At 60.5% G+C, this 21,716-nt stretch carries 19 protein-coding genes; 7 read left to right on the top strand and 12 right to left on the bottom strand.

Going from position 1 to position 21,716, the window contains the following annotated elements; genetic code table 11:
• Nucleotides 1-55: 55 nt before the first annotated feature.
• Nucleotides 56-1,468, top strand: coding sequence for a glucose-1-phosphate adenylyltransferase (gene glgC, locus LDN75_RS13660; RefSeq protein ID WP_223932833.1), 1,413 nt, complete (start codon nt 56-58; stop codon nt 1,466-1,468).
• Nucleotides 1,469-1,544: 76 nt separating this feature from the next.
• On the top strand, nt 1,545-2,996 hold the full coding sequence (locus LDN75_RS13665; protein ID WP_223932834.1) for an SDR family NAD(P)-dependent oxidoreductase: 1,452 nt from the start codon (nt 1,545-1,547) through the stop codon (nt 2,994-2,996).
• A 3-nt stretch (nt 2,997-2,999) separates the two neighbouring features.
• Here the strand turns inward: LDN75_RS13665 and LDN75_RS13670 are convergent, their stop codons facing one another.
• From LDN75_RS13670 to LDN75_RS13680, 3 genes are all read right to left on the bottom strand, one after another.
• Nucleotides 3,000-3,851, bottom strand: coding sequence for a transglutaminase family protein (locus LDN75_RS13670; protein ID WP_223932835.1), 852 nt, complete (start codon nt 3,849-3,851; stop codon nt 3,000-3,002).
• Nucleotides 3,848-4,774, bottom strand: a complete 927-nt coding sequence (locus LDN75_RS13675) for an alpha-E domain-containing protein (RefSeq protein ID WP_144648266.1) — start codon at nt 4,772-4,774, stop codon at nt 3,848-3,850. Before LDN75_RS13675 ends, LDN75_RS13670 begins: the two co-directional genes overlap by 4 nt.
• Nucleotides 4,775-4,856: 82 nt before the next feature.
• Nucleotides 4,857-6,413, bottom strand: a complete 1,557-nt coding sequence (locus LDN75_RS13680) for a circularly permuted type 2 ATP-grasp protein (RefSeq protein ID WP_223932836.1) — start codon at nt 6,411-6,413, stop codon at nt 4,857-4,859.
• A gap of 111 nt (nt 6,414-6,524) precedes the next feature.
• On the opposite strand from LDN75_RS13680, the gene LDN75_RS13685 reads away from it, so the two are divergent.
• The gene (locus LDN75_RS13685) at nt 6,525-7,589 is read left to right on the top strand and encodes a putative sulfate exporter family transporter (protein ID WP_223932837.1); all 1,065 of its coding nucleotides are present in this window, start codon (nt 6,525-6,527) and stop codon (nt 7,587-7,589) included.
• 4 nt (nt 7,590-7,593) lie between these two features.
• Complete coding sequence (gene pepN / locus LDN75_RS13690) at nt 7,594-10,197, top strand: aminopeptidase N (RefSeq protein ID WP_223932838.1); 2,604 nt, start codon at nt 7,594-7,596, stop codon at nt 10,195-10,197.
• A 12-nt stretch (nt 10,198-10,209) separates the two neighbouring features.
• On the opposite strand, the gene LDN75_RS13695 is transcribed toward pepN, so the two are convergent.
• The 5 genes from LDN75_RS13695 to LDN75_RS13715 form a co-directional block, all read right to left on the bottom strand.
• Nucleotides 10,210-11,328: a lipoate--protein ligase family protein gene (locus tag LDN75_RS13695; RefSeq protein WP_223932839.1), complete on the bottom strand. Its 1,119-nt coding sequence runs from the start codon at nt 11,326-11,328 to the stop codon at nt 10,210-10,212.
• Nucleotides 11,329-11,415: 87 nt separating this feature from the next.
• Nucleotides 11,416-11,673, bottom strand: a complete 258-nt coding sequence (locus tag LDN75_RS13700; protein WP_223932840.1) for a type B 50S ribosomal protein L31 — start codon at nt 11,671-11,673, stop codon at nt 11,416-11,418.
• A gap of 143 nt (nt 11,674-11,816) precedes the next feature.
• The gene (locus LDN75_RS13705) at nt 11,817-12,626 is read right to left on the bottom strand and encodes an RNA methyltransferase (protein ID WP_223932841.1); all 810 of its coding nucleotides are present in this window, start codon (nt 12,624-12,626) and stop codon (nt 11,817-11,819) included.
• A gap of 7 nt (nt 12,627-12,633) precedes the next feature.
• Nucleotides 12,634-13,419: a sulfite exporter TauE/SafE family protein gene (locus LDN75_RS13710; protein WP_223932842.1), complete on the bottom strand. Its 786-nt coding sequence runs from the start codon at nt 13,417-13,419 to the stop codon at nt 12,634-12,636.
• A gap of 18 nt (nt 13,420-13,437) precedes the next feature.
• Nucleotides 13,438-14,223 carry an ABC transporter ATP-binding protein gene (locus LDN75_RS13715; RefSeq protein WP_223932843.1) on the bottom strand — a complete coding sequence of 262 codons (786 nt, stop codon included), beginning with the start codon at nt 14,221-14,223 and terminating at the stop codon, nt 13,438-13,440.
• A gap of 111 nt (nt 14,224-14,334) precedes the next feature.
• Between LDN75_RS13715 and serB the strand changes: the two genes are divergently transcribed.
• Nucleotides 14,335-15,228, top strand: a complete 894-nt coding sequence (gene serB, locus LDN75_RS13720) for a phosphoserine phosphatase SerB (protein ID WP_223932844.1) — start codon at nt 14,335-14,337, stop codon at nt 15,226-15,228.
• Between the two features lie 62 nt (nt 15,229-15,290).
• On the opposite strand, the gene LDN75_RS13725 is transcribed toward serB, so the two are convergent.
• Entirely contained in the window at nt 15,291-16,820 is a 1,530-nt protein-coding gene (locus LDN75_RS13725; protein WP_223932845.1) for a SpaH/EbpB family LPXTG-anchored major pilin, read from the bottom strand.
• Nucleotides 16,821-17,081: 261 nt separating this feature from the next.
• Here LDN75_RS13725 and LDN75_RS13730 point away from each other — a divergent pair, with 261 nt between their 5' ends.
• A complete protein-coding gene (locus LDN75_RS13730) occupies nt 17,082-17,510 on the top strand; it encodes a hypothetical protein (RefSeq protein ID WP_223932846.1) in 429 nt (142 codons plus the stop codon).
• Nucleotides 17,511-17,814: 304 nt separating this feature from the next.
• Nucleotides 17,815-18,183, top strand: coding sequence for a hypothetical protein (locus tag LDN75_RS13735; protein WP_223932847.1), 369 nt, complete (start codon nt 17,815-17,817; stop codon nt 18,181-18,183).
• Between the two features lie 82 nt (nt 18,184-18,265).
• On the opposite strand, the gene LDN75_RS13740 is transcribed toward LDN75_RS13735, so the two are convergent.
• The 3 genes from LDN75_RS13740 to LDN75_RS13750 all read right to left on the bottom strand — a co-directional run bounded on the left by LDN75_RS13740 (nt 18,266) and on the right by LDN75_RS13750 (nt 21,658).
• The gene (locus LDN75_RS13740; RefSeq protein ID WP_223932848.1) at nt 18,266-19,882 is read right to left on the bottom strand and encodes a sugar ABC transporter ATP-binding protein; all 1,617 of its coding nucleotides are present in this window, start codon (nt 19,880-19,882) and stop codon (nt 18,266-18,268) included.
• Nucleotides 19,883-20,056: 174 nt separating this feature from the next.
• The gene (locus tag LDN75_RS13745) at nt 20,057-20,809 is read right to left on the bottom strand and encodes an SDR family oxidoreductase (RefSeq protein ID WP_223932849.1); all 753 of its coding nucleotides are present in this window, start codon (nt 20,807-20,809) and stop codon (nt 20,057-20,059) included.
• A 123-nt stretch (nt 20,810-20,932) separates the two neighbouring features.
• Complete coding sequence (locus tag LDN75_RS13750; protein ID WP_223932850.1) at nt 20,933-21,658, bottom strand: beta-ketoacyl-ACP reductase; 726 nt, start codon at nt 21,656-21,658, stop codon at nt 20,933-20,935.
• Nucleotides 21,659-21,716: the final 58 nt, after the last annotated feature.

The following is a 21,716-nucleotide window of genomic DNA, read 5'->3' on the forward strand; positions in this document are numbered from 1 at the left end:
GTGAAAGAGTCCGGAAAATCGGACTTTTGGGGGCTACGAAGACGTACGGGGAGCTATGACCATGGCGTTGAAGAAAGTATTGGCAATCGTGTTGGCTGGCGGCGAAGGCAACCGTCTCATGCCTTTGACGGCGGACAGGGCCAAGCCAGCAGTTCCGTTTGCAGGGGGCTACAGACTTATTGACTTTGCACTATCGAATCTGGTCAATTCGGGATATTTGAGAATCGTGGTCCTGACGCAGTACAAGTCGCACAGCCTGGACCGCCACATCTCCGAGACTTGGCGTATGTCCACGCAGTTGGGCCGCTATGTAGCCTCCGTTCCGGCGCAGCAACGCGTCGGCAAGAGCTGGTTCCTTGGCAGTGCGAACGCCATTTACCAGTCGCTGAACCTTATTCACGACGACGCTCCGGACATTGTGGTTGTGGTCGGCGCAGACCACGTTTACCGCATGGACTTCTCTCAAATGGTCGAACAGCACATTGCCAGCGGCGCGAAGGCTACCGTAGCAGCCGTCCGGCAGCCGCTGAACATGGCCAACCAGTTCGGCGTCATCGAGGTTGACCAGAACGATCCCCAGAAGATTGCAGCATTCGTCGAGAAACCGGCCAGCACGCCCGGGCTGGCAGCCGATCCCACCCAGTTCCTCGCCTCCATGGGCAACTACGTCTTCAACGCCGACGCCCTGGTTGAGGCGCTGCACGTTGACGCCGAGCGCCTTGATACAAAGCACGACATGGGCGGCGACATCATTCCCTACTTCGTGGACAAGGGCGAAGCCGGGGTCTACGACTTCACGCTTAACGACATTCCTGGTGCGACGGAACGTGACCGTACCTACTGGCGGGACGTCGGCACCATCGACTCCTTCTACGACGCCCACGTTGACCTCATCTCCCCCATGCCGATCTTCAATCTATACAACTCCGAATGGCCCATCTACACCCGCCAGAGCATCTCCCCTCCCGCCAAGTTTGTGCGCGGTGGTAACAGCACCGTGGGTACTGCCCTGGACTCCATTGTTGCCAGCGGAGTGGTGATCTCAGGCGGCATCGTCGAAGGTTCCGTACTGTCCAACGACGTCTTCGTGGAGGCGGGCAGCCGCGTCCAGGACTCCGTGCTGATGGATAAGGTCCGCGTTGGCGAAGGTGCCGTGATCAAGCGGGCAATCCTGGACAAGAACGTCAAGGTCCCCGCCGGCGCCGCGATCGGACTGGATCCGGCGTTGGACAAGGCCCGCGGATACAAGGTCACCGAATCCGGGATCACCGTCCTTGCCAAGGGGCAGCTTGTCCCGGAACCTGGCGAAGCAGAGCTCGCCCTGTCCGCGGAGTACCGCCGGAGTCTGCCGGAAGCCGTCAAGGCTGCCACGCAGGATGACCCCGTGATCCGCGATTCGGCCGAAAAGGTAGCTGCCGGAATCCAGGCCAGGGTGGTAGACGCAACGTCACAGGGCGCTGCCCGCTAGGGTCCCGTCCCACCAGCCGCTGCAGTAGCAGAACCCGAGGCAGGCCGTAGTCTCCCAAGGCTGTAAAATCAGGTCAATGAGCTCCACCGATCTGACGCCTGAAGAGATCCAGGCCTGCCTCAAGGTTCTGACCACAATCCACGTCTACGACGAGGAGCACCCGGACTACGTCGCCGTTCGCCGTGCAACGGGCAAGATGTTTAAAGCTGTCAAGCGCCACCGCCGCGTGACCAAGCGGGATCTGATTGCGGAAGCGGACCGTGCAGTCATTGCCCTCACCGCCACAGCTGCACCGGACCGCATTGATGACGAAACCCGTGGCAACAAGCTTGCTCCGTCAGCAACTGGCGAAATCGCGGGCCACCTGATCCGTTCACGTCCCTGCTATATCTGCAAGCAGCACTACACGCAGGTGGACGCGTTCTACCACCAGCTGTGCCCCGAGTGCGCGGCCTTCAGCCACAGCAAACGTGATGCCCGTACGGACCTCACCGGCCGAAATGCCTTGTTGACCGGTGGGCGTGCCAAGATCGGTATGTACATTGCGCTCCGCCTGCTCAGGGATGGCGCCCACACCACCATCACCACCCGTTTCCCCAAGGACGCGGCACGCCGGTTTGCCGCCATGGAAGACAGCGCGGATTGGCTGCACCGCCTGCGGATCGTTGGCATCGACCTCCGTGATCCCGCGCAGGTAATGGCCCTGACGGACTCCCTGAACAAAGCCGGGCCGCTGGACATCATCATCAATAACGCCGCCCAGACTGTGCGACGCTCAGGAAACGCCTACAAACCTCTGGTTGACGCCGAGGACGAGCCGTTGCCCGCCGCTTTGGAGGCTGCCAACGGCGGACCCGAGCTGGTCACGTTCGGGCACGCCCATGACAAGCATCCGCTGGCCCTGGCCAGCAGCGTCACCGAACATCCTGTCCTTGCCGGCGATGCGATCACTTCCCTGGCGCTCTCCACGGGTTCGGCATCTTTGGCCCGTATCGAATCCGGAACGGCTATTGACGCCGGTGGGCTGGTCCCGGACCTCGCCACGATCAACAGCTGGACGCAGGTGGTGGACGAGGTGGATCCGCTCGAAATGCTCGAAGTACAGCTCTGTAACGTGACGGCACCGTTCCTGCTCGTCAGCCGCTTGCGCGATGCCATGAAACGCTCGACGGCCCGACGAAAGTACATCGTGAACGTTTCGGCCATGGAAGGCCAGTTCTCCCGTGCTTACAAGGGACCGGGACATCCTCACACCAACATGGCCAAAGCTGCCCTGAACATGATGACGCGCACCAGCGCGCAGGAAATGTTGGATTCCGATGGCATCCTCATGACAGCGGTGGACACCGGCTGGATCACCGATGAACGCCCGCACTACACCAAGGTGCGGCTGATGGAAGAAGGATTCCACGCACCCCTGGACCTGGTGGACGGCGCCGCCCGCGTCTATGACCCCATCGTGATGGGTGAAAAGGGCGAGGACCAGTACGGCGTGTTCCTCAAGGACTACAAGCCCTCGCCCTGGTAGGCCCTACGCGAGGCGGGTAATCTCCACGGAAACAGACAGCCCCGAACCGCCGCCGCCAGACAAAATGCCTTTCAGCGGCGGTACATCCCGGTAATCCCGCCCCCTGGCCACTGTCACGTGGTAATCGCCTGCAGGCTTATGGTTGGTGGGATCCCAGCTGCGCCATTCGCCGTCCCACCACTCCAGCCACGCGTGGGACTGCCCGGCAACCGTTTCGCCGATATCAGCGGACGAGCGGGGATGGATGTAGCCCGAAACGTAGCGGGCAGGAATGCCCCGGCTGCGCAACGCGCCGATAGCCAAGTGGGCAAGGTCCTGGCAGACGCCCTGGCGTTGGTTCCACGCCTGTTCGGCATTCGTAGTGACACCTGTGGTGCCCTTCATGTACGTCATCTCGCCGGCCATCCACGAAAAGACCGCCAGCGCGGCCTCGTGAGGGTTCTTACCCTGAACCACGCCTGGAACAATGCCCAGGACTTCCTCGCCGGGACCGCTCAGGCGGGACTGGGGCAACCAATCGCTGAATTCGTCCTGGATCTTTCCGGACGCGATGACGTCCCAGCCCACGATGTCATCCTCGGTTGCCACACGCTCGGTCCGGTGCACTTCCACGGTGGCCGTCGCAAGGACCTCAAGGCTCTCGTGCGGCATCTGCATGTCGAAGGCAGTGACCCGGGTCCCCCAGTAGTCGCGGTAGGTGCTGACAGAAGCCTGATTGGGCGAAACCTTCAACGAGGATTCCAGGACCACCTGCTGGCCGTCCGTCAGCGGAGTCATGCGCGCCTCGTTGTAGGACAACGTCACGCGCCGGTTGTATTTGTAGGCCGTCTTGTGGACGATATTCAGCCTGGTCATGAAACCTCTCCCACCCAGGCGTGCTCATCAGCCTGATTGAAATACTTACGGGAAATCGCGTCCGAAGCCTGGGTCACGGCTTTCTGCACACGTTCCATATGCTCGGGCAATTCGGACATCAGGTCATCCGTCCGATGGAATTCAAGGAACGTTCTGGCCTGCCCAACGATGCGACGGGCATCGTTGATAAAGCCGACCCGCTGCGCGGAAGGATCCAGCTTCGCCAAGCACTCGTCGGCGTCACGGAGCGCGTAGACGATCGAGCGCGGGAACAGCCGGTCCAGAAGGAGGAACTCAGCTGCGTGCTGGTCGCCAAATGCCGCCCTCCGGGTCCGGATGAAGGACTCGTAGGCGCCAGCGCACCGCAACATGTTGACCCACGACATTCCGGCGGACTGGACGTCGCGCGTGGAAAGCATGCGGGCAGTCATATCGGCACGCTCAAGGGAGCGCCCGAGCACCATGAACAGCCAGCTTTCGTCGTGGCTAACGGTGGTGTCCGCCAGCCCACGCACCATGGCGGTCCGTTCCAGGACCCAATTGCAGAAGCGGTAGGTTCCCACGACGTCCTTGCGATGCTGGTTGAGGCCGTAATACGTGGTGTTAAGGCTTTCCCAGAGCGACTGCGAGACGGTCTCCCGCGCCCTGCGAGCATTCTCGCGGGCAGCACCAAGCGAGCCTGCGATGGACGATGCGCTTTGCTTGTCATAGGCAAGGGCATGCAACAACTCGGGCAGTCCGAAATCTTCGCTTTGTGGCTTTGCACCCATGACGGCGAGGAGTTCCCTGGCCACACTGCGTTGTTCCTCCAAGGGCAAGTGGTTCAGGCGCTCCAGGTGCACATCCAGAATCCTGGCAGTGCCGTCGGCCCGCTCTACATAGCGTCCGATCCAGAAAAGTGACTCGGCAATACGGCTCAGCATGGAACTGTGCCTCCTTCGCGTGGTGCTTGTCGAAGTTCAGGTGTTGATGAAATAAGGGTTCCTTTGAGGCTTGGGGCCCTGTTCACTGCTGCTGCTCCGTTTGGCGGTCGCGCCAGTTGCTTTCCACAGGCCATACAGAAACCTGTTCGCGGACGGTCACCGACTGGCGCGGAATGATCTCAGCCGGCATTTGCGGCGAATTGGCCAACACCCAGGTGTCCTTGGAACCGCCGCCTTGGCTGGAATTCACAATCAGGGAACCTTCCTTCAGCGCCACCCGGGTCAGGCCGCCGGGCAGGACCCAGACGTCGTCGCCGTCGTTGACCGCAAAGGGACGCAGGTCCACGTGCCGGGGGCCGAATTTATCTCCGGACAGCGTGGGCACCGTGGAGAGTTGAAGGACGGGCTGGGCGATCCAGCCACGGGGATCAGCAATCACGCGCCTCCGCAAAGCATCAAGCTCATCCTTGGAGGCGTCAGGACCGATAACCAGGCCCTTGCCGCCTGAACCGTCGACCGGCTTGACCACCAGTTCCTCCAAGCGGTCCAGAACATGTTCCCTGGCTTCCTTTTCCTCGAGCCGGAAAGTGTCGACGTTGGCGATGATCGGCTCTTCGTGAAGGTAGTACCGGATCAGGTCAGGCACGTAACTGTACACGAGCTTGTCATCGGCTACGCCGTTGCCCACGGCGTTGGCGATGGTCACGCCGCCAGCACGGGCAGCGTTGACCAGGCCTGGGCAACCAAGCATGGAATCCGAACGGAACTGCAGGGGGTCCAGGAATTCGTCGTCGATGCGCTTATAGATGACATCCACGCGCTGTTCGCCCGCGGTGGTCCGCATGTACACACGGTTGCCGCGGCAGATCAGGTCCCGCCCTTCCACCAACTCCACGCCCATGAGTCCGGCAAGGAGGGTGTGCTCAAAATACGCGCTGTTAAAGACCCCGGGGGTGAGGACCACAACCGTGGGGTCGTCGACGCCGGCTGGTGCGGTCTTGCGCAGTGCCGAGAGGAGCCTGCGGGGGTACTCCTCTACCGGCCGAATGTGTTGCTGGCCGAAGGCCTCGGGCAGGCCCTTGGCCATGGCGCGGCGGTTCTCCAGTACGTAGCTCACTCCGGAGGGCACGCGGACGTTGTCCTCGAGGACCCGGAAGGTGCCGGCGGCATCACGGACGACGTCGATACCGGACACGTGGACGCGCACGCCACCGGAAGGTTCGAAGCCATGAACCTCACGGTGGAAGTGGGCGCTTGTGGTAACGAGTTGCCGGGGAATAACGCCGTCGGTAACCACGGCCATCCGGCCATAGACATCGTTGAGGAACGCTTCAAGCGCCTTGACCCGCTGTGCCACGCCGCGTTCAAGGACGTCCCACTCGTCCGCCGGGACCACGCGCGGGACGATGTCCAGCGGGAACGGCCGCTCCTCCCCCGCGTAGTCGAATGTCACGCCGCGGTCCAGGAACGTGCGCGCCATGGAATCGGCACGTGCGGTGACATCGGCCAGGGAGAGCTCGCGCAGTGCACCGGCAACCTGACCGTAGGATTTTCTGGCGACGTGGCCTGGTGCAAACATCTCGTCATAGGCGCCACTGCGCGCAGCGGCCTCGGAATAATCCTGGAATAGGTCAGACATGGGAATTAGACAATCACCTTTTTGAGTCAAGCGCATTTCGCACTGATTGTGTCGTGGTTTCCGGGGACTCCCGGTTCGCCTTTCCGTGCCCCCATCCGGCAGGGTTGAGGCATGCCCTTCAACAGTCTTGCACCCCACCTGCCCCGGCTGGGGCCCGGGTTGGTCCTGAGTATTGCCGCAACGGGGGTCGCCTTCACCGTCCACGCGGTATTTCCCGCATTTGGGGTCATTCCCGTCATGACGCTCGCTGTTGCATTGGGCCTGCTCTCTGCAAATATACCGGGTACCGCAGTCTGGGCCGCGGGGCGCGCCAGGCCTGGCCTGGACTTCGCCGGGAAGCACCTCATGCGTGCAGGAATCGTCCTGCTCGGACTCAAGGTGAGCATGGGCGACGTCCTTGGCTTGGGCTGGTTGGCACTGCTCCTTATTGCGGCCGTGGTCGTACTGAGTTTCGCCGGGACCTATGGGCTCGCAAAAATCCTGCGCCTTCCGGACGAGGCTGCCCTCCTGATCGCCGCGGGGTTCTCGATTTGTGGTGCGTCGGCCATCGGTGCTGTGGCAGCGGTGAGGCGGGTCAAACACCAGGACACAGTACTTCCTGTGGCGCTCGTGACCTTGTGTGGAACTCTGGCGATTGGCGTGCTGCCCCTCCTCATGCACCCCCTGGGCCTGAACCCGGAACAATTCGGTGCGTGGACAGGTGCGTCGGTGCATGATGTCGGCCAAGTGGTTGCCACCGCCCAAACTGCCGGAACAGCGGCGCTGGCTGTCGCCGTCGTCGTGAAACTGACGCGCGTGGTCCTCTTGGCGCCCATCGCCGCGGCAGCAGGGCTGCACCAGCGGGTGATGCACGTACGGCGACGGGCGAACGGAATGCCAGGCCAATCAGGAAAGGACGACGGCGACGGCAGGTTTCCCCCGATTGTCCCTCTGTTCGTCCTCGGCTTCATCGCGATGGTGGGCGTCCGCACCCTGGGATGGGCGCCACCTGCAGCGCTGGAAGCGGCCGCTGGAGTACAGGACATCCTGCTCGCGACTGCCCTGTTTGGGCTCGGTTCCGCCGTGCGTGTCCGCACCCTGATCCACACCGGAGGCCGCGCCGTTGCGGTGGCATTGGGATCGTGGCTGCTGATTGCAACGCTGGGCCTGGGTGCCGTATGGATCATGATTAGATAGCTGTGTGTCGAATCACAATCTCTCACGCGACGAAGCCGCAAGCCGTTCAGCCCTGATCACCACCCACAGCTACGACGTCACCCTCGATATCCGGAATGCGGCAGATCCCGCGGTCGCCGGCTATCCGAGCACCAGCACCATCAAGTTTTCAGCGGAACCCGGAACGGCCACGTTCCTTGATTTCATCAGTGATGCCGTGAACAGCGTTGTGTTGAACGGGCAGTCCCTGGATGTGGATAAAGCGGTGGACCGCGACAGGATCATCCTGGAAGGCTTGCTGGCCGAGAATGTAGTAACGGTGTCAGGCACGGCCCTGTACAGCCGCTCCGGAGAGGGCATGCACCGTTTCGTAGATCCTGCCGATGGCCAGTGCTACCTCTACACCCAGTACGAACCGGCTGACAGCCGCCGCGTCTTCGCGAACTTTGAACAGCCCGACCTCAAAGCAGAATTCGCTTTCCATGTGATCGCTCCCGCAGCCTGGGAGGTAGCATCCAACGGCGCGGTGGCCTCTCGCACGCCTCTGGAGGATGATGCGGCGGCCCACCGTTGGGACTTCGCGGCCACCCACCGGATGTCCACGTACATCACCACCATCCTTGCCGGGCCCTACTACAAGGCGACTGACCACTGGGGAGCCACGCTCGACGACGGCACCCGCCTTGACGTACCGCTGGCCCTTTACTGCCGGGCGTCTTTGGCGGAGTCATTCGATGCCGATGAACTCTTCCGGTTGACAAAAAACGGGTTGGCGTTCTTCAACAAACTCTTCGACTATCCCTATCCGTGGGGCAAATACGATCAGGCGTTCGTGCCCGAATACAACCTCGGCGCGATGGAAAACCCAGGGCTGGTGACCTTCACCGAGAAGTACGTCTACGCTTCCCGGGCAACAGACGCCCAGTACCAGGCCCGCGCCAACACGCTGATGCATGAGATGGCGCACATGTGGTTTGGCGACCTCGTAACCATGACCTGGTGGGACGACCTCTGGCTCAAGGAATCGTTTGCCGACTACATGGGGACGCTCGGAGTGGATCGGGCCACCGACTGGGATACGGCATGGGTAAACTTCGCCAGCAAGCGCAAAGCCTGGGCCTATGTGCAGGACCAGTTGCCAACCACCCATCCCATCGTTGCCGATATTCCGGACCTCGAAGCGGCCAAACAGAACTTTGATGGAATCACTTATGCCAAAGGCGCCTCAGTTTTGAAGCAGCTGGTGGCCTACGTGGGTTTCGACGACTTTATTGCCGGTTCCCGCCAGTACTTCCGGGACCACGAGTTCGGTAATACGTCCCTGCAGGACCTTCTCCAAGCGCTCAGCTCCGCTTCCGGTCGGGACCTTGCCGGCTGGGCGCGTCAGTGGCTGCAGACATCGGGCATTTCCACGATCACAGCGGACATCGTGGACGACAACGGCACTATGGGCGCTGTAACCCTCCAGCAAGAGGCCATCGACCCCCTGACGGGTAAGCAGGAGTTGCGGCCTCACCGGCTCCGTTTGGGCTTGTATGACTCCGATTCATCCGGGAGCCTCGTCCGGACAGAAAGTATCGAGCTGGACGTCTCCGGCCCCAGCACGCTGGTGGCAGCACTGGCGGGGAAGCCCCGCCCCGCCCTGCTGCTGGTCAACGATGACGATCTTAGCTACGCCAAGGTCCGCCTGGATGCCGTTTCCGAGCGCACTATCCGTCATTCCCTTGGCACACTCCAGGATCCCATGGCGCGGGCGCTGTGCTGGACCGCCCTTTGGGATTCGGCTCGCGACGGCGTGACGCCAGCGGTACGGTACGTCGCCGCCGTCGAACGATTCGCTCCCACCGAAAGCGGCATCGGCGTCCTCCTCAACGTGCTGGGCAACGCCGCCACCGCCGTTGAACGGTATGTCCCCGCAGTCATGCGGGAAAGCGTCCGCAAGGATTTCCTTGCAGTGACCGCCGCGCAGCTGCAAGCCGCGGCCCCTGGATCCGACCAGCAGCTTGCGTGGGCACGAACCCTGGCTGATGTGTCCAGGCACGGTGACAGCGAGCTCGCCCTGGTACGCGGCATCCTGGATGGCAGCACGATCATCGACGGCCTGGCCGTGGACGCCGAGCTGCGATGGAGTTTCTGGCAAGCCCTGGCCGCCCAGGGGAAAGCGACACAGCGCGACCTGGACGCTGAACTTGAGGCGGACAAGACAGCCTCCGGCCGGGAGGGCCACGCGGTGGCCTCAGCGGCCCGCCCCGACGCCTCGGTGAAGGCTGCGGCGTGGGACGCGGCCGTCAACACTACCGGGCTGTCCAACGAGATCCTTAGTGCAACAATCACGGGCTTCGCAATTGCCCCCGGGCACCTCCTGCTGCCATACATCGAGCCCTACTTTGAATGCCTGGAACGTGTCTGGGCCGAACGTAGTATCGAGATCGCAGGCAGGATTGTCAGGGGCCTCTACCCCGGCGCCCAGGACTTGGCGGCCGGCACGGAGCCCACAATGCATCCGGTGCTTCTGGGAACCGACCAGTGGCTGCATGACCACAACGACGCACCGCGGGCCCTGCGCCGCATCATCATCGAACAGCGCAGCCGCTTGCTGCGGGCACTGACTGCGCAGGCGGCCGGGTAGGGAAGCCTGCCGTTAAGGAACCCTGTTGAGCCAGTCCTCGGTGCCGAACTTCGTTTCCACCCGCTTCCTGGCCTCCGAAAGTTCGTGGTCTGTGAGGCGGGACTCAACAGCTCCGTACCGTTCCGTAAACACTTCCTGCATGGCCTGAATAATGGCGGCGCGGGCCAGGCCTGTTTGACGGCGCAACGGGTCCACCCGCTTCTTGGCGCTCCGCGTGCCTTTGTCTGAGAGCTTTTCCTTACCGATGCGCAGGACGTCCACCATCTTGTCGGCGTCAATGTCGTAACTCATGGTCACGTGGTGCAGCATGCCTCCATTGGCGAGACGCTTTTGGGCCGCGCCCCCGATCTTGCCTTGGTCAGTGGCAATGTCATTGAGGGGAACATAGAAGGCCATAATGCCAAGCTTCTCGAGCGCTGCCATGACCCATGCATCAAGAAAGGCGTAGGAATCCGCGAAACTAATGCCGTCCACCAACGTTTGTGGTACGTAAAGGGAATAGGTGATGCAGTTGCCGGCCTCCATGAACATGGCCCCGCCACCACTGATACGGCGGACTACAGTGATGCCGTGCCTGGACACACCCGCCGGATCGACTTCGTTGCGGACGGACTGGAAGCTTCCGATGACAACTGAGGGTTCTTCCCAGTCCCAGAAGCGCAGGGTGGGATTCCGGCTGCCTGACCCCACCGCTTCGGTAAGTACTTCGTCAAGTGCCACATTGACGTGTGTGGGCAGGACCGCGGGCGGGATCACTTCCCATTGGTGGTCCGGCCAGCCTGTCGCTTTGGACAGCGCACGGCGGACGGTCACGGCAACCGCCTCTGCAGAGAATCCAAACAGTACGGACTCTTGGGGCAACCCGGCTGATACAGCCGCAGCGATGTCCGCTGCAGGCGTGCTGGAAGGCAGTCCTGTCAGCGCTGCATTGATGTCCTGCAGGGCTTCATCGGGCTCCAGGAAGAAGTCACCACTCAGTGAAACGTTGGCCAGGCGACCATCCCGGACATCCAGGTCCACAACCACCAGTTTGCCGCCGGGAACCTTATACTCCCCGTGAAGGCGCGTGCCGTCGTCGTTAATCTCGGTAATGTCGTTAAGGGGTTTTTCGGGTGCGGGTTGGGACGTCATGCGTTCCATCTTGCCGGAAAACGAAAAAGCCCGCATTGCCGGAAATTCCAGCGATGCGGGCCTTCGAAAAGCCTTGGGGTGAAGTGGTTACTTCGAGCCGCCGAAGCCCTTGAAGCGAGCGTTGAAGCGCTCGACGCGGCCAGCGGAGTCCATGATGCGCTGCTTGCCCGTGTAGAACGGGTGGGACTCCGAAGAGATTTCGACGTCGATAACCGGGTAGGTGTTTCCGTCTTCCCATTCGATGGTCTTCGAGGAAGACACAGTCGACTTGGTCAGGAACTTCGTGCCGGAAGCCAGGTCGTTGAAAACAACAGCTTCGTACTTCGGGTGGATATCAGACTTCATAATGGGACCTTTTGTTCACGCAACTGGATTTTGCCAGCTGCCAGGTATGAATGGAGGTGGACCGACCTGCTGCCATGTAGAAATTTCAGCGGCCGGGCCAACAATCAATAATAGCCGAAACCAGCGCGGAGCACGAACCAGGCTCACTGCCGCGGACGAAGCTCCCAGAACGCCACCGCCGAGGCGGATGCGACGTTAAGCGAATCGACGCCGGCGCGCATTGGAATCTTGACCGCGAGGTCGACGACGGCTAGCGTCTCTTCGCTCATGCCCGCACCTTCCGTACCCAACACCAGGGCGAGTTTGGGTATATTCCGGGCTGCAAGTTCGTCAAGGTCAACAGCGTTATCAGTCAATTCCATGGCGGCAACTGTGAAGCCTTGCTCCTTGAGCCTTGCAAGATCGCCAGGCCAGCTTTCAAGGCGCGCCCACGGAACCTGGAAGACCGTACCCATGCTGACCCGCACGCTCCGGCGATACAGCGGGTCCCCGCAGCGTGGCGATACGAGAACGGCATCCACGCCCAGGGCGGCAGCTGAACGGAAAATAGCGCCGACGTTTGTGTGATCCACGATGTCTTCGAGGACGGCAACCCGCTGGGCACCGGCCAGCAGATGCGTGAGCGGCAGGGGTGCCGGACGATGCATGGCTGCCATCGCTCCGCGGTGCAGGTGAAAGCCCGTGATTTCTTCCAGCAGCTTGGCTTTGCCGATGAAGACCGGAACGTCAGGATAGGCCTGGAAAACGTCGTCGAGGTCTTCCAGCCACTTCTCCGCGAGGAAGAAGGAACGTGGCTGATGACCTGCTGCCAGTGCGCGGCGAAGGACCCTTGAAGATTCGGCGATATACATGCCTTCTTCAGGCTCGCGGAGCTTGCGGAGGTGCACATCGGTCAGCGTGGTGTAATCACTCACGCGGGGATCATCGGCGGACTCTAGGTAGTGGAACGTCACCGGGTGATTATTTCAGCAGATTGGCGACCATGAAGCCAAGGGCAACGATGCCAAGCGTAAAGATGACCGCCCTCAAGACGCGCGGGGAAAGCCTGCGGCCAACCTTGGATCCCACCAGGCCACCGATGGTTGAACTCACGGCAATAAGCAGGACCACCAGCCAGTTAATCCGATCGAAGGCAAAGATCAGGTAGGACACAGCCGCAACCATGTTGACGCCAAGCACCAGGATGTTCTTCATGGCGTTGGCATTCTGCATTGTCCCCGTGAGGAACACGCCCAGTATTCCTACAAGCAAAATACCTTGGGCCGCTACGAAGTAGCCGCCGTAAACGCCTGCCAGGTAAACCAGGACCACCAGGAGGATGCCATGGCTCCGGTCCCTGAGGGCATGCTCCGGGTTCTGCTCACGGTTTCGCACCGACGCCTGGAGCCGGGGCTGGAACACCACCATCAGCAGCGCCACCACCAGCAGGACCGGGGCCACGTAGTGGAAGACTTTGTCCGGCAGATGAAGCAGCAGCCAAGCCCCCGTGATACCGCCCAGCAGTGAGGCCGGAAGCAGCTTCATCAACTGCCTGCCGCGGCCCGCGAGTTCGCGACGATATCCCCACGCTCCGGCGGCAGTGCCGGCAACCAGGCCCATGGCATTGCTCATCGAGGCAACCACCGGAGTCACGCCCAGCGCGATGAGCACAGGAAAAGTCACGAGGGTGCCGGAGCCGACCACCGCATTGATGGTGCCGGCCCACAAGCCCGCGAAAAAGACCAGGATGCTGCTAAGAATCTCCACAGTCGACTACCGGCCTGCCTAGCGGCGGGCAGTTGCCGTGTAGCGGCCGGCGTTTTCCGTGACGTCCAGGGCCAGGCCGAAGGTGTTGCTCAGGTGCTCATCTGTGAGGACATCCTTGATGGCACCAGCAGCCACTACTCCACCTTCGCGCAGCAGCATGGCGTGAGTGAAGCCCGGGGGAACTTCTTCCAGGTGGTGCGTTACCAGGACCATCGCCGGAGCTGCCTCGTCCTTGGCCAGTTCACCGAGTTTATGCACGAGTTCTTCTCGCCCCCCAAGGTCCAGACCGGCGGCCGGTTCGTCCAGCAGCAGGAGTTCGGGGTCGGTCATGAGTGCACGCGCAATCTGCACCCGCTTCCGCTCTCCTTCAGACAGAGTGGCAAACGTACGGTTGAGCAACGGGCCCATCCCCCAGTCATTAAGGAGGCCGAACGCGCGCCGTTCGTCATCGCGCTCGTATCCTTCGCGCCAGCGGCCCGTGACGCCGTAAGCCGCGGTCACCACGACGTTGAGGACGTTTTCCTGTTCCGGAATCTGGGTAGCGAGGGCTGCCGAGGAAAGGCCGATCCGGGGGCGCAGTTCAAAGACGTCGACGCGGCCCAGAGTTTCGTCAAGGATTCCGGCCCTCCCGCTGGAAGGGTGCATCCGTGCTGCAGCAATCTGCAGAAGTGTCGTTTTGCCAGCGCCGTTAGGGCCAAGAATGACCCAGCGTTCGCCCTCGTTGACCTGCCAGTCGACCTTGTCCAGCAGGGTCTTCTTGCCTCGGACAACGCTGACGGAAGCCAATTCCAGAACATCACTCATAGCAGTAGACACTAGGACAAAAATGCAGATGACTGATAACCCGTCACGCCCGCTGGTTTATCAGGGGAAACGAATTCGGGTGAACGTAGCACGCTCAGTAGGATTGAGGCCATGACTTCGAACTTGGCTGCGGTCAGCTATGGCGTGAATTTGTCCCCTGAATCGCTTGATAACGTGCGCAAAGTGTTGGCTGATGCCGGCGTCGCAGTGTCATCGGAATCACAATCCGGGGACCACCGCTTTGGTGTTCACACCGCCGGTCTCGCGGTTGATGCAATCACGCCCACAGACCTGGCAGCTATCCGGCGTCAGGTGGCTGAGGCGGCGAACGCCGGAGTAGATACTGCGATCGTTCCGGAGTCCCTTCGCCAGGCCTCGAGGAAACTCTTGATCATGGATGTGGATTCCACACTGATCCAGCAGGAAGTCATTGAGTTGCTTGCCGCATACGCCGGCAAGCGCGACGAAGTTGCAGCTGTCACCGAAGCAGCCATGCGTGGGGAGCTGGATTTCGCGCAGAGCCTGTACGCCCGCGTTGAGGTCCTTGCTGGACTACCCGCCGCCGTCGTCGATTCTGTGCGCGAGGAAGTCCGGCTCAGCCTCGGTGCGGCAGAACTTGTGGCCGCGTTCAAGGCAGCAGGCCACGTAGTGGCTGTCGTTTCCGGCGGTTTCAACCAGATCCTGGGGCCCATTGCCGAGGAACTTGGCCTGGACTATTGGATCGCCAACGAGCTTGAAATCATCGATGGCGCTTTGACGGGCAGGGTGCTTGGCGACGTAATTGATCGCGCGGCGAAGGAAAAGTACCTCCGTGAGTGGGCAGCTGCTGAGGGGATCGACCTAAAGAACACCATCGCAGTGGGAGACGGCGCCAACGACCTCGACATGCTGGGGGCGGCCGGAATTGGCGTCGCTTTTAATGCCAAACCCGCTGTCCGCGCTGTGGCAGACGCTGTGATCAACATGCCGTACCTTGATGCTGTGCGGCACATCGCCAACGTCTGAAGCACCAGGCCAACAGTGTGGGGAAGAACCTTGGTGGCGTCCTTCCCCACTGCCCAGGGTATTTAGCTGTTGGCGCTCTTCCTGCGGCTGCGGAGAAACAGCAGGCCGGCACCAACCACCAAGAGAGCGCCAGCTGCATAGAGCAGACCGGTTCCCACTCCACCGGTCAACGGCAGCTCAAACCCGCTGTTGGACGGCATGTTCTTCACGCTAAGGTCGATGCCGACAGTTGTGGTGGCGGAGTTGATCAGGAAGGACACAGGCTCAGCGAGCAGTTCGTACCCTGCCGGAGCAGCGGTCTCCACCAGGTAGTACGTGCGGTAGTCCGCGTCGCCAGGGGCAACAGCTGCCCCGTTGGCCCAGTCCGAGTAGCGTAGGCCCGAAATGCTCAAGGTTCCATCACCGGCAACGGTGAAGACACTCTGGCCGTCAATATCCACGGGGTTGGTGCCTGCCTTGGCATCAACCTCATTGGTGTAGACCGAGAAAGAAGCCCCAGCCAGGGCGGCAGCGTTCTCGTCCACCTTCTGCAACGTCATCCCGCCCCATTTGGTCACGACAGGCGGCGTCACTACGGGCCCGCCGGGCTGGCCGGGGGTGATGTTGAAGCTCGCAGCGTTCGGGTAGGCAAGTGCGACGTTTTCAATCTCACCTATGGTGTTGACCTTGGTGCTCACAACGATCTGCACACGGGTTTCGGTGCGGGAGGCCAGGAAGGCACGCCCGTCATCGGTGAAGACCACCGAGACGGTGTTGGTTGTGGCATCGAAGCTCACAACGTACTCGGTTCCTTCAGCAAGTTCAGTACCGTCTTCCAGCCTGGCGGTCGCACCGACGTAGGTGAGTTTGGCGTCGAGCTGATCCAACACCTTGTAACCGTCAATCACAGCCTCGTTCGGGATATCAGCCGTGATTGTCCAATCGACTTGGTCGCCGAGCTTGACGTCGGGAGCATCAGTGACGATCTTCTCCGCACCGGAAACAGAGTTTTTCGGGTACACGTCAACGTCGTAGATCCAGTTGTCATGGTTGTCCGGATCGGTTATCGGCACCGAGATAAGGAACGGAGCCGATGGGGTGACGCCGGCAGGATAGTTCGTCTCGGTCACTAGATACAGGCCTATGGGCAAGGTGGCGAAGATAGCAGTGCCATCGGCAGCAGTGACCTGCGCCTGGCTGGCACCCAGCGTGTATCCAGCGGCAGTGATGGAACCGGACGGGTCGGACGTAGAAAAGACAAAGCTTAGGTTGTGTGCCGCGTCCCAGCCAGCATTGGTGGATAGATCAATGGTATTGACCTGCTGGATCGTGAACTCAATACCAGGCAAGGGCGTCAGGCCTGTTGTATCAGGAACGGCACGGGAAAAGTTATTGCCACCGTTGTGGCCTCCCCCGTTTCCGCCGCCGCCGTTGTTCCCGCCGCCGCCGTTGTTCGGCTTCTCGTACTTGTGAACAGTGATGGAACCGGTTTGGCCACCATCGATCACCGGGGTTGCCGAGGCCGGCGTGACGGACAGCAACACAGTCAGCACCGCTCCTGCCAGGGCGGCAGCGGCTGCTCGCCAAGGTCGTGAAGCGCGTTGGTTGATCACGTTTATCCCTTCGATTGATGGGGCCCTGAACACATGCCCAAGGATCTCCACCATCGGAGTAGTGCTCCCACACGGTTTGTGTCGCGGATTCCAAAACGAGCATTGTCGCAACACGATTCAGGTTGTCCGGACACTCAGCAGAAGTAGTCATGACGCCGCAGGACAGTCCAGGCGACCTCGACCACGACAAGAAGGAAACAGCGAACCCACGGTCACCCTGAAATAGGGCCAACGTCGGTTTGCCCATCCGAAGGAGAAGCGTTGCTGGAGCATGAAACTCTCTGCAGGTCTGTTGTTCCAGCAGATCCTGACGGCGTCTTAGGGAGGCACTTCGCAGCCTGGTGCGCCCGGTTCAAGATCTTCCCAACCGATTCGGGCTTCACCACGGAAACTGGCCATGCCGTCCACCCCGCGCACGGAATAATCGAGGCCGACGGAACCGTGTGGCTGTCTGCCTTGGCATCCTTTGACGAATCCGGAATCCGTGGCCAGGTGGAGAACCATCCAGGTTTCCGGGAGATGCTCGCCACCGTATCCGCCGCGCCGGACAGGGCACCTGATGGGATAGTCCTGCTCATCGGACAAACGCCCTATCAAGTGATCTTCCAAAACACGACCGAGGCCGGAGGAGACCACATAATTAACGTCGCCTTCGTTAATCGGGCACCGTGCCAGCGAAACGGTTCCTGAAACTCCGGATCATATTTCGTGACGCCAAAGTATGAATAATTTATTCGATTGTCATCAACATGTTCGCTTCTTGAGACAATACATTCATGCGGCTTGTTGGTGTGTAATGTTGGAAACTCCAAGACGGTGTGGTGATGCATAATGCAGCCCGGAGGAAGACCAGTAGGGGCAGAAAGTGAATCGTTCGCGGCACGCACGAAGGTGGTGGAGACGATCACTTCGTAATACCCCAGTGGACCAGGAAACCCGGGCGGTTTACTTCACGCAAACCGACGATGAAAAAACAGAAATGGAAGAAAATTATATGAGCACGCTTGACGAATCCATAAAGCAGTTGCTGTCCATTGAAGGCGCAACAGGCGCGGCCGTGGTGGACTACTCCAGCGGAATGGCTTTGGCTCAGGGCGGAAGCCCCGGCTTTGACCTCGGAGTGGCCGCTGCCGGCAACTCGAATGTTGTCAGTGCAAAACTCCGCACCATGGCGGACCTGCACGTCGACAGTGATATCGAGGACATCCTCATTACTCTGGGTTCCCAGTACCACCTCATCAACGTACTGAATTCAGGCGGCGCCAAGGGCCTCTTCGTCTACTTGGTGCTGGACCGTACGTATGCAAACCTTGCTTTGGCACGCCACAAGCTCAACAACCTGGCCAAGGGAATTACCATCTGATCTCCCCTGGAAGACCGAAAAGGGGCGGCTGCGCATGCGCGGCCGCCCCTTGCGTTTCCACCTTGGGATGGGCAATGGGGCGTTAAAGCTTCACGCGGCGTGCCTCGCCGTCGGCGGACGTGAATTTCTCACCCAACATGTGGTGCACCAAGGCATCCTCATTGGTATTGGCATTTGCCTCAATGGCTACTAGTTCGCCATTACGCATCACACCAATCCGGTGGCACCAGCTGACCAGTTCCGATAAATCTGAAGACAGCAGGATGATCGCAACCCCCGTCCGGCTGAGCTCGTTGAGCATCTTGTACACAGTTTCCCTGGCCCCGATGTCTATGCCACGGCTGGGATGGCTGAGGATCAACACGTCGCAGTCGCTAGTCATCCATTTGGCAAGCTGCACTTTCTGACGGTCGCCGCCGGAGAGAGTAGTGATGGCGCCATGGATGTTCGTCGTGTTAATGCGCATGCGGCGAACCAGTTCAATCACGCCACGAAGCTGAGTGATCTCATCCTGTAAATTCGCCCCGGCCGAATCGTCACTGCGCTGAAGGCCATCAACTATTCCGGTTGCGGAATCAAGCGTGTCAGCAGTGTCTGACAGGTAACCGATCTTCAAACGGAGCGCGTCCTCCAGCCCCCGGATCTGTACAGGCTTGCCGTGGATGAGAATCTGCCCTGAGGTGCTCGGATGGATGCCTACCAGCGCTTCGATCAACTGATAAATGCCCGAGCGATGTGTTCCGGCCAGGCCAAAAATCTCGCCTTTAGCCACACTGAAGGAGACGTCGCGAATACTGTCTCCGACACTGAGCTGCACCACCCGCATAGCTTCGTCGCCGGCCGCCGGATCAGTGGGCCTGGCGTTGTTTGCCAGCTCCTGTTGAAGCAAAAGGAAGGAGAGCTCGCGAACGTCGGTCCGGCTGGCTTCAAGGATCCTGTGGACCTTGCCGTCCCGTAGGACCGCGATACGGTCCGCGATGGACCGGACTTCATCAAGGCGGTGGGTGATGTAGATAATCGCGCGCCCCTGCCCTACCAGCATCCGCAAAACCTGGTGGAGGACGGCGACGTCGTGATCTGGCAGGGAGGCGGCAACCTCATCCATAATCACGAGTTGGGCCTCTTCGGCAACAATTCTCAGAACTTCCACGAGGGTCTGCTCGGCACGAATCAGCGTGCCCACTTTCACGTCGGGATCCATGGTGATGCCGATATCCTTAATGAGCTCAAGCGCCTGACCGCGGAGTTCATCATGGGGCTTATCGGCTTGGAAAGTTCCGCGAAAAATTGCCTTGGCCACAGTGAGGTCGGGGTCCAGCCGGAAGTTCTGCGGGATAAGGCCGACGCCACAAGCCTGGGCTTCCTCCATCGAGTCCGGTCCATATTTTTCACCGGCCAACGTAATTCTGCCGCCGTCGTGCTTATGGGATCCAGCCAACACTCCCATGAGCGTCGTTTTTCCGGCACCATTGGTCCCGATCAATCCCAGAATTTCGCCGCGATGGAGGGAAAGTTCGACGCCTTTGAGGATGCGCCTTTGATCGTAAGACGCGTGAATATCATCAGCATGCATTAACAGATCCAAAGAAGCTCCTGGTTCACAGTTATGGGTTCGACCCTGGACACTGCCATAGACTTCGCTACCTTGGCTTAATACAGCTTGCTTACAATGAGGGACTATGACGCCTTGCAGATTCAATCAGATAGATCTCTTTAATGCAAAAACTCTCTTGCGAAACAACTAATCCTATTTCGTGTCGCGAAAATCCGAACAATTTACCAAATCGACATTGCCTACCCTTGGCTGCCTTCCCACAGTTAAAAAGTTGCGGCCCGGACACGTGTCCGGGCCGCAACTAATGTAGTCAGGGAGCTACTCGGCAGACTTGCCGAAGTAGTCTGCTCCACCCACATACTCGGTGTGGCCGGATTCGACATCCGCCGTCACCATCTTGGCAACCTCTGCCGCGAATTCTTCAACCGAATACAGCTTTCCGGCTTCTGCACGGCGGGCCTCGATGGCGCCGGGGTTGGAGCGGTCAAGCAGGGTGGCCGTGACGGTGCCCTCAATCATGTCACCGGAAACAACCACCAGCGAGATGCCCTTGTCAGCAAGGTTGGGCAGGAGTGCGCGCAGGGCATCCTCGCCGGCCCGCTTGCTCTTTGCAACCGGCTCGTATTCAGGCATGGTGGGCACTGTCTCCACGAAATGTGCCTGGTGGCTGGTCACGAAGACTACGCGCGAGCCTTCGCGCATCAGGGGAACAGCCGCATTGAGCATGTTGATCTGGGCGTCGCGGTTGAGCTTGAGCGCGTAGCCCTCTTCCATGCCGGACTCCATGCCCCCGGATGCGTTGAGCACCAGGACGTCCAAGGAGCCGAACTCCTCCATCGCAGTACTGGCAAGCGCGTGTACGCCCTCATCGGTGGTGAGGTCCGCACCAACGGCCGCCGCGCGGCCGCCGGCTGCCTGGATTTCCGCAACAACCTTGTTGGCGCGCGGCGCCTTCTGGCGGTAGTTGACGACGACGGCGGCACCCTCACCCGCAAGGATCTTGGCAACTTCAGCGCCGATGCCCCGGGAAGATCCAGTGACGATCGCGGTCTTGTTATCCAGCATTCCCATTCGTGCTCCTTTTGTTCACTTCATCTAAAATGTGTGGGCTCGGGATCCATCATGCCAGCGGCAGCCTCGAATCCCTTTGTAGGGCGGCCACAAAAACTTGTTGGTCGCCTCAGAGCGTGGCCTTTAGTGGCCCATCCCAAGACCACCGTCAACAGGAATCACAGCGCCGGAAATGTAGGCGGCCTCGTCGCTGGCCACCCAACGAACAACATTGGCTACCTCGGACGCCTCGGCGAAACGGCCCGCCGGCACGTTTGCCAAGTACGACTTCTGGGTTTCCTCCGGCAGTTCTGCAGTCATGTCCGTGTTGATGAATCCTGGAGCCACGACGTTGGCCGTGATCCCCCTGCTGCCCAGTTCCCGGGTCAGCGAGCGGGCGATGCCTACCATGCCCGCCTTCGAGGCGGAGTAGTTGATCTGGCCAGGGGCCCCGTATAGGCCGGACACCGAGGAGATGAGGACCACGCGGCCCTTGCGGAGCCGGATCATGCCTTTTGAAGCCCGCTTGATGACGCGGAAGGCTCCGGTCAGGTTGGTGTCCAGCACAGAGGTGAAATCGTCCTCGCTCATGCGCAGGAGCAGTGTGTCCTTGGTGATGCCCGCGTTGGCTACCAAAACCTCTACCGGACCGTGCGCTTCTTCGACTGTCTTGAAGGCTGCATCAATCGAGGCTTCATCGGTGACGTCGGCTTTGACTCCCAGGATGCCTTCAGGCAGTTCTGTTTCGCTTCGATATGTCACTGCCACCTTGTCACCGTTTGCAAGGAAGGACTCGGCAATGGCAAGGCCGATGCCCCTGTTGCCGCCGGTAATGAGGACGCTGCGGCCGGTGGATACTGCTTCAGACATACTTTCGCTCCAGGTTCTGCGGCATGGGTGTGCTGCGGTGAAGAGGGGATTTCCTGCC

Origin of the sequence: Arthrobacter sp. StoSoilB5 (genome assembly GCF_019977235.1) — a bacterium.
Taxonomy (GTDB): Bacteria; Actinomycetota; Actinomycetes; order Actinomycetales; family Micrococcaceae; genus Arthrobacter.

Excerpts from the sequence above, each read along its gene's own strand:
- glgC (WP_223932833.1), top strand. The coding sequence starts at position 56 with ATGACCATGGCGTTGAAGAAAGTATTGGCAATCGTGTTGGCTGGCGGC.
- LDN75_RS13665 (WP_223932834.1), top strand. The coding sequence starts at position 1,545 with ATGAGCTCCACCGATCTGACGCCTGAAGAGATCCAGGCCTGCCTCAAG.
- LDN75_RS13670 (WP_223932835.1), bottom strand. The coding sequence starts at position 3,851 with ATGACCAGGCTGAATATCGTCCACAAGACGGCCTACAAATACAACCGG.
- LDN75_RS13675 (WP_144648266.1), bottom strand. The coding sequence starts at position 4,774 with ATGCTGAGCCGTATTGCCGAGTCACTTTTCTGGATCGGACGCTATGTA.
- LDN75_RS13680 (WP_223932836.1), bottom strand. The coding sequence starts at position 6,413 with ATGTCTGACCTATTCCAGGATTATTCCGAGGCCGCTGCGCGCAGTGGC.
- LDN75_RS13685 (WP_223932837.1), top strand. The coding sequence starts at position 6,525 with ATGCCCTTCAACAGTCTTGCACCCCACCTGCCCCGGCTGGGGCCCGGG.
- LDN75_RS13695 (WP_223932839.1), bottom strand. The coding sequence starts at position 11,328 with ATGACGTCCCAACCCGCACCCGAAAAACCCCTTAACGACATTACCGAG.
- LDN75_RS13700 (WP_223932840.1), bottom strand. The coding sequence starts at position 11,673 with ATGAAGTCTGATATCCACCCGAAGTACGAAGCTGTTGTTTTCAACGAC.
- LDN75_RS13715 (WP_223932843.1), bottom strand. The coding sequence starts at position 14,223 with ATGAGTGATGTTCTGGAATTGGCTTCCGTCAGCGTTGTCCGAGGCAAG.
- serB (WP_223932844.1), top strand. The coding sequence starts at position 14,335 with ATGACTTCGAACTTGGCTGCGGTCAGCTATGGCGTGAATTTGTCCCCT.
- LDN75_RS13735 (WP_223932847.1), top strand. The coding sequence starts at position 17,815 with ATGAGCACGCTTGACGAATCCATAAAGCAGTTGCTGTCCATTGAAGGC.
- LDN75_RS13745 (WP_223932849.1), bottom strand. The coding sequence starts at position 20,809 with ATGGGAATGCTGGATAACAAGACCGCGATCGTCACTGGATCTTCCCGG.
- LDN75_RS13750 (WP_223932850.1), bottom strand. The coding sequence starts at position 21,658 with ATGTCTGAAGCAGTATCCACCGGCCGCAGCGTCCTCATTACCGGCGGC.